The following is a 13,059-nucleotide window of genomic DNA, read 5'->3' on the forward strand; positions in this document are numbered from 1 at the left end:
GGACGCCTGCCTCACGCGTCCACAAGGATGCGGTGCCGGTACAGCTCCAGCAGGACGTCCTCGGACAGGTCCGCCTGCTTGTGCTCGCGCAGGTGCTGGCGCACGGCGTCCACGGGCTCGCGTCCGGTGAAGTCGACGAGCAGCCCATAGGCTTCACCGGGCAGGGCCACGGCGTCATATTCGCTGTATGCGCCCAGGGCCACGCTGCCGTCCTGCATCCACTGGACGGTAGCATCGGGGTTGAGCTTGAGCGTGCGCGGCAGCTGGGGCGCCACGGCGGTGTGGTGGAGCTTCTCCAGCGTCTTCAGCTCGATGGTGCCATCCAGGCCCAGCAGCTTCTCCACGCCGTCCGGGGGCAGCGCCTTCACCAAGTGGTAGCACTCCCGGAAGTAGTCGAGCTCGAGGCCTTCGTAACCCTTCCACAGCGCCGCGTAGGACTTGGCGGGCGGCGCGGTGTCATCCAGGTCCTCCACGGTGAGCGGCCCGGGCTGCGTCTCCGCGCGGTCCCTGCCGGACAGCACGTAGTCGGGGAGGAGCTGGAGCGTCGTCCAGCGTGACAGCTGGATTTCGGCCAGCGTCAGGTACGTCTTGAGGGACATCCAGAACTTGCGGCCGTCCGCGCCCGCCACGTACTTGCAGAAGAAGGTGGAGCAGACGGCTTCGCGGTAGGGCCAGATGGTGCAGCCGCCGCTGTCCGCGGAGAAGTAGCCGCAGCGCAGGGACGCGGCCCGGCCGAAGAACTGGTGGCCGTTCTTGTAGAGGAACTGGAACTTGGCGGGAGGCTTCACCCACTGCGGCGTGACGCCCACGCGGCTGGCGATCTTCGCCTCCATGCGGCGCCGGCCCTCGGCCAATTCGGGGCGGTCATCGGACAGCAGCGCGCCCACCAGGTAGTTGGGCAGGCGCGGTGAGTACGTGCAGCACTTGGTGTCCGGCCGGAACATGCGGCTCACGCCGTCAACGGAGTCGACGGCGCCCTGCGCGGAGTCCTGGCTCATGGCGCAGTTCGAACAGGTGGCCTTGCTCTCCTCGGGAACGTCCTGCCGGAAGAAGTCAGGAAGGAGGTCGCGGTAGAGAAGGGGAAGGCTGTCGAGCAGGCGTGGCATGGCGGCTCCGGGAAGGTGTCCACCGACACGCCGGACTCACCGGCGCGGGCTTTCTTCCCGGAGCCTGACGAGCGGAACGACGCGTCGAGCGGCCTAGAAGTAGCAGATGGAGTCGACGCCGCAGTAGCCCTGAAGGTCTCCGCACTGACAGTGGTAGTCATCCGCACAGAGCATCGTCGAGCAGAAGGGGCCACCTGGGCCGCCGGTGCCGCCGCCCGTTCGATAGGTGTACTCGCACACGGAGTTCACGCAGGCGGCCGTCTGCGCACTGGGACACGCGTTCGCACACTCCCAGTCCTCGTCACAGAAGGACTGGAAGCAGATGGCCAGCGAGGACTCGGCGCTCGCGCTGTTCTCACAGAGCGCCTCGGGCCCGGAGCTGATGGGGTCGGCCGCCGCGACGGTCGCGAACGTCAGCAGCAGGGCGGCACTCCAGGCGAAGGGACGGCGGATGAGAGACATGGATGCTCCTGCGCCGACACCCCGGGCGGGAGTGCATGGGAATATCGGGCTGTCAAAGAATACCAGGATGCATCTGGGGTGAATGCAGGCGTTCTTGCTCGCTTGCATTCAATGTCAGACATTCTTGCCGGCCGACGTGGCACGTCGCGCGAAGATTCCGTCCCGACTGACGCGCCGCGTGTCACGCCCTCTGCGTGAGCTTCCCATGCGCTCCGTGAGGGGTCGCCTTCGTGAGTCGTGTTTCACCCGCGCAGGCAGGTCAAAAAAGCATGGCTGTAAGTGAAATAGCGCGATGACCTGACGGTACAGGTGGCGTGTCCGGTAGGCTACGAAGCCAATGCCGTGGGTCATCCCCCCGTTGACCACTCGGAGGTGTGCCATGGACGGATCCGGTCCCCTCCCGTTTCCGGTTGAATCCCAGGACGTTGGCGTCATCGGACGCGTGCATGCGGCGCTGACGCATCAGTTTCCACACCTGCATCCGGTGGCGCGTCATGCCATCAGCGGGCTCGTGCGTTTCTGCGACGGGTGGCGGCGGCTGTTTCCGGCGCGGTGGCCGACCCAGGTGGTGCCCGCGCTGACGAGGTGGGAGCAGTTCCTGACGACCGAGCCCCGCTCGCGCCGCATCATGGTGACGGTGCAGCCGTTGGGCGTGGAAACGGACGGCGGGGCGTGGGCACCGGTGCTGCTGGCGCGTGTGGCGCGCTGGTACCGCGACAGCCGCGGCGTGCGCCGGCAGAACCAGCCCTTGGACGTCTGGGTGGCGCGCCTGGGCCGTGAAGGCTCCGATGCACGCCAACGCGTTCAGGACGCGGACGTCCTCACCGCGGCCATCACGTGCGAGGACGGGGGGCTCCAGGTGGTGCGTTTGTCCCTGGACGACGCGGCGCTGACGCCTGATGCGGTGGCGGCGTTGCTGGCGCGCACGCCCAGCCGCTCGCTGGCCGAGGCACGCCGGGATGGCCTGTTCCCACAGGTGCTGGTGGACCGCGCCTCGCGAGGCGACAGCGCCTGGACGTCCCACCTGCTGACGTCGAGCGCCTGGTTCGGTGCGAGAGTGGACGCGGCGACGGGCGCCCTGGAGCTGAGCTTCGACCACCTGGTGATGGATGGCACCGCGATGGCCGAGCTCTCGCTGGCGGCCTCGGAGGGGTTGCCGCGCAGGGAGGGCCGCGCGGCGCCGGGTGAATGGCTCACCGGTCCCGAGGAGCCGTCGCCGCTGCTGCGAGTGGAGTTGCCGGAGGGGCTCGACTTCCGGAACCTCACCTGCGCGATGCTCCAGGCGGTGCAGCGGGCCGGCGAGGGCGTGTTCCCTGTCGACAATCCCACGCTGCTGGTGCCGGTGCTGCCCGCGTCGCCGCACACCGTGGCGCGGAAGTGGCGGCGCATTGGTATCGCGGTGGTGCCCTCGCGGACGCGCACAGGGCCGATGACGCCCGCGCACGTCGCGCACCTGCTGGAGCAGACGCGGCGGGGCGGCGGCGTGCTGCAGGACATCTTCTCCACGTTGTACTCACCGGCGCTGCCGTGGTGGATGCCCTCGCTCACCACGCACGGCTTCGCCTTCACACCCTTGCTGCGGCAGGTGCCCGCCGCCCTGGGAGGCAATGCCCTGCTGTCCAAAATCACCTTGGAGGTCGACGATGATGAAGCGCTGGCGCGGCATTCCCCGCTCTTCTTCAACACGATGCGGCCGCTGTGTGCCGTGGGGGGCGGCGTGGCTCTCTGCGTGACGGAGGTCCTCCACGCGACGCCCTCGGGCGTGCGCAAGCGCTTCTTCGCTGCGCTCGCGGGCAGTGGTGCCCTGGGCACGCGCGAGAAGCTGCTGGCCTTCCGGGATGTGCTCGTCGCGGAGGCGGCCAGCAGGGCCCGGTCGCGACGTCCGGCACTCCCTTGAACCTTCCTGGTCTTCCGTCACGAGAGCTCTCCATGGTCTCCCCCCACGACCCCGGACGCATCCGGCCGCGACCGCACCTCCAGTTCCCCTTCGACGCGAGCTTCCCGCGCATCTGGCACCGCAACGGCCCTGGCACCACGCACCTGTGGAACGGGCTCAACATGCTCTTCCCCCAGGGCGAGCGGTTCTTCGTGCGCAGCGTCAACCACTACATGCCGCAGCTGGCGGACACGCCCGCGCTGCACGCGCAGGTGAAGGCCTTCTTCGCGCAGGAAGGCAAGCACGCGCGCGAGCACCAGGACTACATCGAGCTGCTGGAGTCCCAGGGCTACGACATCCGCCGCTTCATGCGGCGGTACGAGTCATTCCTCTGGGGCGTCATCGATGCGAAGTTTCCGCCGTCGCTGCGGCTGTCCATCACCGCCGCGCTGGAGCACTACACGGCGCTGATGGGCGAGAACACGCTGACGCTGGGCGTGTTCGCGGACGGCCACCCGGCGATGCGCAACCTCATCGAGTGGCACGCCGCCGAGGAGATTGAGCACAAGGCGGTGGCCTTCGACGTGCTGCGGAAGGTGGCACCGGGCTATGGGCTGCGCGTGCTGGGCATGGTGCTGGGCGTGTTGTCGCTCTTCGCCCTGTGGTTCGCCGCCACGGTGACGCTGCTGCGCCAGGAGCGTGGGCTGGGGTGGACGGGGTTGCTGCGCGAGCTGTGGCGCGCTCACCGGAAGGACCCGGTGCTGTTCCAAGTGCTGGGGCGGGGCTTGCGGCAGTACCTGCGCCCCTCCTTCCACCCGCTGGACAATGACAACCTGGAGTTGGCCAGGGCCCACCTGGCGACCCTGGAGGCGCCGCCTCCGGAGGTCCCGGAACGCGAAGCGGCATAGCGGCGCGAACGCACGCCTGGTGAGGGGGCATCCCGCGCGGGGGTTATTCCCTGGAGGAGCGTGAGGCTTGATTGCTCCTGCGATGCCCCGTCCGGCGCCCTGGGGGACGGGTACGTCTGTTGGCGGTGCTTCCCGCTTTGTCACGAGCGGTGCGCAGGCTCTGACGTGCGGCTGACACCTACCGTGGCTCCTGCCCGCGTGTCCGGCAGGCGTCCCGGCGCGAACTCTTCACGCGCCGGGCCGACACACGGTGATAAGGACGGCCCCGCTGTTACCCAGAGCCACGATCTCGACCCATGTCCAGCATGCACACCCTGCGTGGGGCTCCGGCCCTTTCTGACTTCAGGCTCGCCAAGCTCCTGGCCCAGTGCCGTGAGCGGGTGCCCTCCGTTTCATCCATCTATGCGGAGTTCGTGCACCTCATCGACGCTCCGACGCCCCTCTCCGAGGCGGACCTGGCCACCCTGGGCCGCCTGCTCGACTACGGGCCTCGCGTGGCCACGGGCGCGCGCACCGGCAGCCTGCTGCTCGTGCTGCCTCGGCCGGGCACCATCTCCCCCTGGTCCTCCAAGGCCACGGACATCACCCACAACTGCGGCCTGGGCGAACGGGTGCGGCGCATGGAGCGCGGCACCGCCTTCTTCATCGCGGGCCCCGACGGGCAGGCGTTGCAGGACGCGGAGCTGGAGCGCCTGAAGCCGGTGCTGCATGATCGGATGACGCAGGCGGTGATGGGGCGTCTCGAAGACGCGGCCATCCTGTTCGCCGGGCACACGCCCCGGCCCTTCACGACGGTGGACGTGCTGGGCGGAGGCCGCGCGGCATTGGTGACCGCCAACCGCGAGCTGGGCCTGGCCCTGGCCGACGACGAGATGGACTACCTGGTGGCGCGCTTCACCGAGCTGAAGCGCAACCCCACCGACGTCGAGCTGATGATGTTCGCGCAGGCCAACAGCGAGCACTGCCGGCACAAGATCTTCAACGCGAGCTGGACCATCGACGGCAAGCCGCAGGAGCGCTCGCTCTTCCAGGCCATCAAGAACACCTACGTCCAGCACAAGGAAGGCGTGCTCGGCGCGTACAAGGACAACGCGGCCGTCATCGAAGGCTTCGAGGTGGACCGCTTCTTCCCGTCCCCCGAATCCGGTGAGTGGGGCTCCGTGCGCGAGCCGGCCCACATCATGATCAAGGTGGAGACGCACAACCACCCGACGGCCATCTCCCCGTACCCGGGCGCCGCCACCGGCGCGGGCGGCGAGATTCGCGATGAAGGGGCCACCGGCCGTGGCGCCCGGCCCAAGGCGGGCCTCACCGGCTTCAGCGTGAGCCACCTGCGCATCCCCGGCTTCGAGCAGCCCTGGGAGCAGCCCTACGGCAAGCCGGACCGCATCGTCTCCGCGCTGGACATCATGGTGGACGGCCCCCTGGGCGGCGCGGCCTTCAACAACGAGTTTGGCCGGCCGAACCTCACGGGCTACTTCCGCAGCTACGAGGTGCAGGTCCCCACGCCCGGTGGCGTGGAGGTGCGCGGCTACCACAAGCCCATCATGATTGCCGGTGGCCTGGGCAACATCCGCGCGCCGCACGTGCAGAAGGGGCGCCTGCAGCCGGGTGACAAGCTCATCGTCCTGGGCGGGCCCGCGATGCTCATCGGCCTGGGCGGTGGCGCGGCGTCCTCCATGGCGCAGGGCGCGAGCGCGGCGGACCTCGACTTCGCCTCCGTGCAGCGGGACAACGCGGAGATGGAGCGGCGCTGCCAGGAGGTCATCGACAGCTGCTGGGCGCTGGGCGACAAGAACCCCATCCGCTCCATCCACGACGTGGGCGCCGGCGGCCTGTCCAACGCGGTGCCGGAGCTGGTCCACGACAACGACCTGGGCGGACGCCTGGAGCTGCGCGCGGTGCCCAACGCCGAGCCGGGCATGTCGCCGGTGGAGATCTGGTGCAACGAGGCGCAGGAGCGCTACGTGCTGGGCGTGGCGCCGGAGGACCTGGCCCGCTTCGCCGCGCTGTGCGAGCGGGAGCGCGCGCCCTTCTCCGTGCTGGGTGACGCCACCGCCGAGCAGACCCTGAAGCTGGGGGACACGCAGTTCGGCAACGCGCCCATCGACCTGCCCATGGACGTGCTCTTCGGCAAGCCGCCGCGCATGCACCGTGACGTGACGTCGCGCCCGGTGTCGTTCGCGCCGCTGACGCTGGATGGCTCGCTGGCGTTGCTGGCGGAGCGCGTGCTGAGCCACCCCACGGTGGCGGACAAGAGCTTCCTCATCACCATTGGCGACCGCACCGTGTCAGGGCTCAGCAGCCGGGACCAGATGGTGGGCCCCTGGCAGGTGCCGGTGGCGGACTGCGCGGTGACGCTGTCCACCGTGACGAGCACCACGGGCGAGGCCATGTCCATGGGCGAGCGCACGCCGCTGGCCCTCATCGACGCGGCGGCCTCCGCGCGCATGGCGGTGGGCGAGGCGCTCACCAACATCGCCGCGGCCCGCATCGGCAAGCTGTCCGACGTGAAGCTGTCCGCCAACTGGATGGCCGCGGCGGGCAGCCCGGGCGAGGACGCCAGCCTCTACGCCGCCGTCCACGCGGTGGGCATGGAGCTGTGCCCCGCGCTGGGCCTCACCATCCCCGTGGGCAAGGACTCCATGTCCATGCGCACCGTCTGGGAGGAGGGCGGTGCCCGCAAGGCCGTGACGTCGCCGGTGTCGCTCATCATCTCCGCGTTCGCGCCGGTGCTGGACGTGCGCAAGTCCCTGACGCCGCAGTTGGTGGACGTGGCGGACGACACGCGGCTGCTCTTCATCGACCTGGCGCGTGGGAAGCAGCGGCTGGGCGGCTCCGTGGTGGCGCACGTCCACGGGCAGGTGGGGCCGGAGAGCCCGGACGTGGAGGACCCCGCGCTGCTGCGTGGCTTCTTCGCCGCGGTGCAGGCGCTCAGCGAGAGCGGCTCGCTGTTGGCGTACCACGACCGCTCCGACGGCGGCCTGTGGGCCACGCTGTGCGAGATGGCCTTCGCGGGCCGCTGCGGACTGGACGTGGATCTGGCGCCGCTGGGCGGTGACGTGGCGGCGGCTCTCTTCAACGAAGAGCTGGGCGCGGTGGTGCAGGTGCGCGCCTCGGACGTGATGCGCGTGCGCGAGGTGCTGGCGCAGCAGGGCCTGTCACGGGATGTCCACGAGCTGGGCCGCCCGGTGACGGCGTTGCAGGTGCGCGTGCGCCACGGCGGCGACACGCTGCTGGCGGAGGACACGTTGGCCCTGCGCCGCACGTGGTCCCGCGTCAGCCACGAGATGCAGAAGCTGCGCGACAACCCCTCCTGCGCGGACCAGGAGTCCGCCGCGAGGACTGACGCGGCGGACCCGGGCCTGTCGCCGAAGCTGACGTTTGACCCGGCCCAGGACGTGGCCGCGCCCTTCATCGCGAAGGGGGCCCGTCCTCGCGTGGCCGTGCTGCGCGAGCAGGGCGTCAACAGCCAGCAGGAGATGGCCGCGGCCTTCACGCGGGCGGGCTTCGCCGCGGTGGATGTCCACATGAGTGACATCCTGTCGGGGCGAGTGTCGCTCGAGGGTTTCAAGGGCGTACTGGCGTGCGGCGGCTTCTCCTACGGAGACGTGCTGGGCGCGGGCGGCGGGTGGGCGAAGTCCATCCTCTTCAACCCTCGCGCGCGGGACGCCTTCGCCGCCTTCTTCGCGCGACCGGACAGCTTTGGTCTGGGCGTGTGCAACGGCTGCCAGATGATGTCGCAGCTCAAGGACATCATCCCGGGCGCGGAGCACTTCCCCCGCTTCGTGCGCAACGCCTCCGAGCAGTACGAGGCGCGCCTGTCCCTGGTGGAGGTGTCGAAGACGCCGTCGCTCTTCTACCAGGGCATGGAAGGCAGCCGGATGCTCATCGTCACCTCGCACGGCGAGGGCCGTGCGGAGTTCCCCAGCGCGGAGGACGCCGCCCGCGTCAACGGGCTGGGGCTGGTGACGACGCGCTGGGTGGACAACCACGGGCGGGTGGCGGAGGCGTATCCCGCCAACCCCAATGGCTCCCCCCACGGCATCGCCGGTCTGACGACGCGGGATGGACGCTTCACCATCACCATGCCGCATCCGGAGCGCGTGCACCGCTCCGTGCAGCACTCGTGGCGGCCTCGCGAGTGGGGCGACGACGGCCCCTGGATGCGCATGTTCCGCAACGCCCGCGTCTGGCTGGGCTGAGCACCGCGGGTTCGCTGGGCGGGGAGCAGGGCCGGTACAGCATCCGGCCCGCTCACCCGTTCCGTGAGGAGGCTATGCCTTGACCAGCTCCAGCGGCTGGCCTTCGGGGACGTGCTTCATGGACACCGAGTTCATGCAGTAGCGCAGGCCGGTGGGCGGAGGGCCGTCGGGGAAGACGTGGCCCAGGTGCCCGTCGCAGCGCGCACAGCGGACCTCGGTGCGAATCATGCCGTGCGAGACGTCCTGGATTTCCGTTACCGCGTCGGGCGCCACCGGCTGCGTGAAGGACGGCCAGCCCGTGCCGGACTCGAACTTCGTGCCCGCCTTGAACAGGGGATTGCCGCAGCCCGCGCACACGTAGGTGCCGGGCGTCTTCGTGCCCAGGAAGCACCCGGAGCCAGGCCGCTCGGTGCCATGGCGGCGGAGGACTTCATACTCCTGGGGGCTCAAGCGCTTGCGCCATTCGTCGTCGCTGAGGGTGAGCTTGTCGACCATGCCTTCCTGCTCCTTGTCCGGGCCCGGACCGGGGCCCACGCGCACATCAGATGCGCATCCTGCCCCAGCGTCGCGCCTGGTGGGCAGCAAGGTGTGAGGGAGCTTGTCCGGCTCCTCGCTTCAGGGCCAGGCGTAATCCGGGAGGCGACGGCGGGGCGCCGGGGTTCAACGGGAGTGGGGAGGGGCGTCATGCCAAGTGAGGAGCGTGCAATGCGGATTGGCGAGCTGATGACCAAGAACCTGGAGACCATCGAAGCGGGCGAGCCCATCCGGGCCGCGGCGCTGAGGATGCGCACGTGCAACATCGGCTCCCTGCCGGTGCTGGAGGGTGGGCAACTGGTGGGCATGCTGACGGACCGAGACATCGCGGTGCGGTCCGCGGCGCTGGGGCAGGACCCGAACACCACGCCCGTGCGCGAGGTGATGACGGCCACGGTCATCACCTGCGACGTGGACGCGACGCTCGAGGTGGCGGAAAAGGTGATGGAGGAGAAGATGGTGCGTCGCCTCGTGGTGGTGGACGGTGAGCGGCGGCCAGTGGGGCTCTTGAGCCTGGACGACCTGGCCACGGTGCCAGAGGAAGTCCTGCACGCGGGCGAGGTGCTGGAGCGGCTCCAGCAGGTCTGAAGCGACGGGGCGCGAGCGGTGCGGTTCACCGCTCGCGCCCTGGTGTCACCCTCAGGCGTCCGGGGCCGGACGGCACGACGCGACGAGCTCCGCCGCGGCGTCCTCCCACGGGACGTCCCGCTGCGCGCCGTCCCGCTGCCGCAGGCGGACGTTGCCCGCGGCCACCTCTCGTGCGCCCGCGACCACCAGCCACGGGACGCCCGCCGCGTGGGCATCCAGGACCTTGCGGGATAGGGATTCACCCCGCCGGTCCACGCTGGCGCGGCAGCCCGCCTCCTGGAGCTTCGCGGCGAAGCGCTCGGCGTAGTCGCCCGCGCTTTCACCCACGGCGGCCACCACCACCTGCTGCGGCGCCAGCCAGGGCGGTAGCGCGCCGCCGTGGTGTTCCAGCATGACGCCGATGAAGCGCTCCAAGCTGCCGAGCAGCGCGCGGTGAAGCATCACCGGACGGACGCGGGCCCCGGAGGCGTCGACGTAGTGGAGGTCGAAGCGCTCCGGCAGCACGAGGTCCAGTTGGATGGTTCCGCACTGCCACGCACGCCCCAGCCGGTCCTTCAGGACGAACTCCAGCTTGGGCCCGTAGAAGGCGCCCTCGCCCGGCTGCATGTGGCAGTGGAGCCCCGCTTCCTTCGCGGCCAGGAGGAGCCAGGACTCGGCCTTGTCCCAGAGCTCATCGCGCCCCGCGCGCGACGCGGGCCGGCCGGAGAAGGCCACCTGGACGTCGTCGAAGCCGAAGCCCGCGTAGAAGTCCTTCAGCGAGCGGGCGAAGCGGACGACCTCCGGCACTACCTGCGGCTCGGCGCAGAAGATGTGGCCGTCATCCTGGGTGAACTGCCGCAGGCGGAACAGGCCGTGGAGCGCGCCGCCGGGCTCCGCGCGGTGCACCAGGCCGAACTCGCCCAGGCGCAGCGGCAGGTCGCGGTAGCTGGGCGCCATGCGCTGCACCAGTTCGATGTGGCCGGGGCAGCTCACCGGCTTCACGCCCAGGTGCCGCGCGCCGTCCTCCACCAGGAACATGTTCTCCCGGAAGTTGTCCCAGTGGCCGCTGCGCTCCCACAAGGGCTGCGCGTAGAGCTGTGGGGTGCGGACTTCCTGGTAGCCCTCGCGGCGCATGCGCTGGCGGACGTGCTCCTCCAGCAGCCGGTACAGCACCAGTCCGCGCGGGTGCCAGAACACCATGCCGGGTGCCTCTTCCTGCAGGTGGAAGAGGTCCAGGCGTTGGCCCAGCGCGCGGTGGTCGTGTTCGTCGAGCATTGCTTCGTCTCCGATTCGGAAGGGTGAAACGCCATCCGGTCGGAGCGCTGAGCGAGCGCACGGTTGCCCCGGCCGGAGAAGGCGGGGCAGGGAACCGTGCGTTCGTCAGCTCACCACGTGACGCGCACGGTTCCACGCCCGCCGAAGCGAGTCGTGGTGCCGGTGGTCGTGGTGGTGATGACGAAGCTCACGGCGAAGAAGATGCGAGGGGCGCGGAGAATTGTCAACCCGGCCCCTGCACGGACCCTGCGCCACTGGGAGGGCCCGTGCAGATGTTGCTACGCCAACAGCGACGCGAGCCCGATGAGGCCGGCGATGAGGAAGAACAGCGACTCACCGGCGATGAGGCCACCGCCCATGAGGGACATGGTGCTCATGTCCTCCGGAAGGGCCTCGCCTTCACTCGGGCTGCCACTCACCGCGGGCTCTCCACGCTTGGAGAACGTGTTCCAGACAGACGTCACGATGCCGCCCGCGCCGAACCACAGCGACACCGGGAACGCCACGAAGCCGCCGAACGACGACGCGTAGGGACTGGGAAGCAGGATGGCGTCCACCGTCCAGCCGACGGCGAAGCCCTTTCGGGAACCCTTCACGTATTGCTGGTAGCGCGTGTTGCCTCGCACCACCTTGCGCAGCAGTTCGTAGATGAAGCCGATGGCCAGTCCGAGGAGCAGGGCATTCACGACGGCCTGCGACAGCGAGCCGAGGTCGCGGATGGCGCCCACCAGCTTGTACGTCATCGCGGAGCCCCACTGGCCCACCTCGGCGTTGGGGTTGTCGAGCTGGTTGATGGTGAGCGCCGGGTAGGCGGTCATGAACACGCGCGCCAGGCCCACGCACAGCAGCGCGCCCATGATGACGCCCAGCACCTGATAGCGGAACTGGGTGACGCGGTTGGTGCCCAGGCGCCAGCCGGTGGAGCGGTCCTGCTGCATGTCGCAGCCCACCGAGGTGGAGATGAGCAGGATGGTGGCGGCCATCATGCCCACCAGCGGAACGCGCAGGCCCATCATGGACATCATCAGCACGGAGATGACGAAGGCGCTGGAGATGGGGTTCTGGTCGGTGATGCCAAACGAGATGCCGTTGATGAGCACGAACAGCAGGGCGAGCAGCATGCCGAAGAGGAGCCAGCCGACGGGCTGATTCAGCACCTGCGTGCCCACCACCAGCGTCGCGCCGCCCCAGACACCCACCCAGGCCAGCAGCCGGGGGATGTTGACCTTCTTCCAGGACTCTTCCGCCTCTTCGTCCTTCGCCGAGGCCCGTTCGCGGATGCGCTTCGCCGCCTGAACCGCCAGCAGCGACAGGTCCACCACGGCCGCGCCGCAAATCATCCCCAGGCCGATGACGAAGCCGATTTTTCGGAACGGGTCCTGAGGGCCGAGCCACCCCATCTCACGGAGGGTGGGCACCAGCACCGCGCCGATGACGGCCATCATGATGGCGGGGACGGTGATGCGACTGCCGACAATCATGCCCGCGCCCAGCGTCGCCGCGCTGGTACCGATGGAGGCGACGAAGGCCACCTTCTCGGTCATCCACGCCGCCAGGGCGCCCAGCAGGGTGCCGCCGCCCAGCTTGGAGATGGACGCCTTGAGCAGGCGCTTGTCCGTGAGGGCGCGCAGGATGTTGGCCACCGCCAGCCCGGACGGATAGTCGAGCTGGAGCTTGTCCACGAGCAGCGGCGTGTAGAGCATGCCCACGCCCACGGCGAACATGCCCACGCAGCCGACGAAGAGCATGAGCTGCCAGGCCGCGGGCATCTCCATGCCCAGCCACACCATGGACTGGATGAGCACGGACATGGCGCACAGCGAGGCCACTGACGCGGCCATCGTCTGCATGTAGTTGGCGCCGTGCTTGCCCTCCGCGCCGTACCCGTAGGTGACGGCGCTGCCGAGGATGCCGGCCAGCACCTGGCCGCCGACGAAGAAGCCCACGCTGAAGTTCATGTACGAGGCGGCGATGCCGCCCAGGGGCCCCAGGATGAACAGGGCCACGGCGCTCAGCAGCAGGTGGTACTTCCACGTCCCCACGGGGGGCAGCCAGTGGAAGCGACGTTGGGAGGGCTCCGCGAGCTGTCTCTAATACACATCTCCGAGCCCACGAGACTACGCTGC

At 69.6% G+C, this 13,059-nt stretch carries 9 protein-coding genes; 4 read left to right on the forward strand and 5 right to left on the reverse strand.

Annotated elements, in window-relative coordinates:
• Positions 1–11 precede the first annotated feature (11 nt).
• Positions 12–1,106 carry a hypothetical protein gene (locus F8M74_RS11390; protein WP_141256866.1) on the reverse strand — a complete coding sequence of 365 codons (1,095 nt, stop codon included), beginning with the start codon at positions 1,104–1,106 and terminating at the stop codon, positions 12–14.
• 93 nt (positions 1,107–1,199) lie between these two features.
• The gene (locus F8M74_RS11395; protein WP_228559743.1) at positions 1,200–1,568 is read right to left on the reverse strand and encodes a hypothetical protein; all 369 of its coding nucleotides are present in this window, start codon (positions 1,566–1,568) and stop codon (positions 1,200–1,202) included.
• A 379-nt stretch (positions 1,569–1,947) separates the two neighbouring features.
• On the opposite strand from F8M74_RS11395, the gene F8M74_RS11400 reads away from it, so the two are divergent.
• The 3 genes from F8M74_RS11400 to purL all read left to right on the forward strand — a co-directional run bounded on the left by F8M74_RS11400 (position 1,948) and on the right by purL (position 8,557).
• Positions 1,948–3,465: a hypothetical protein gene (locus F8M74_RS11400; RefSeq protein ID WP_228559744.1), complete on the forward strand. Its 1,518-nt coding sequence runs from the start codon at positions 1,948–1,950 to the stop codon at positions 3,463–3,465.
• A gap of 32 nt (positions 3,466–3,497) precedes the next feature.
• Positions 3,498–4,352, forward strand: coding sequence for a metal-dependent hydrolase (locus F8M74_RS11405; protein WP_011552423.1), 855 nt, complete (start codon positions 3,498–3,500; stop codon positions 4,350–4,352).
• 296 nt (positions 4,353–4,648) lie between these two features.
• The gene (purL, locus tag F8M74_RS11410) at positions 4,649–8,557 is read left to right on the forward strand and encodes a phosphoribosylformylglycinamidine synthase (RefSeq protein ID WP_141256863.1); all 3,909 of its coding nucleotides are present in this window, start codon (positions 4,649–4,651) and stop codon (positions 8,555–8,557) included.
• Positions 8,558–8,629: 72 nt separating this feature from the next.
• Here purL and msrB read toward each other — a convergent pair whose 3' ends face one another.
• Positions 8,630–9,052 carry a peptide-methionine (R)-S-oxide reductase MsrB gene (gene msrB / locus F8M74_RS11415; RefSeq protein ID WP_141256862.1) on the reverse strand — a complete coding sequence of 141 codons (423 nt, stop codon included), beginning with the start codon at positions 9,050–9,052 and terminating at the stop codon, positions 8,630–8,632.
• 189 nt (positions 9,053–9,241) lie between these two features.
• Here msrB and F8M74_RS11420 point away from each other — a divergent pair, with 189 nt between their 5' ends.
• Positions 9,242–9,679 (forward strand): CBS domain-containing protein, encoded by a 438-nt coding sequence (locus F8M74_RS11420; protein WP_225909907.1) that lies wholly within the window; start codon positions 9,242–9,244, stop codon positions 9,677–9,679.
• A gap of 51 nt (positions 9,680–9,730) precedes the next feature.
• Here the strand turns inward: F8M74_RS11420 and thrS are convergent, their stop codons facing one another.
• Together thrS and F8M74_RS11430 are read right to left on the reverse strand one after the other, a co-directional pair.
• Positions 9,731–10,933, reverse strand: coding sequence for a threonine--tRNA ligase (gene thrS, locus F8M74_RS11425; RefSeq protein WP_141256861.1), 1,203 nt, complete (start codon positions 10,931–10,933; stop codon positions 9,731–9,733).
• Between the two features lie 278 nt (positions 10,934–11,211).
• Positions 11,212–12,975 (reverse strand): OPT/YSL family transporter, encoded by a 1,764-nt coding sequence (locus F8M74_RS11430; RefSeq protein ID WP_141256860.1) that lies wholly within the window; start codon positions 12,973–12,975, stop codon positions 11,212–11,214.
• Between the last annotated feature and the right edge of the window lie 84 nt (positions 12,976–13,059).

Source organism: Myxococcus sp. CA023 (assembly GCF_010998615.1).
GTDB lineage: Bacteria > Myxococcota > Myxococcia > Myxococcales > Myxococcaceae > Myxococcus.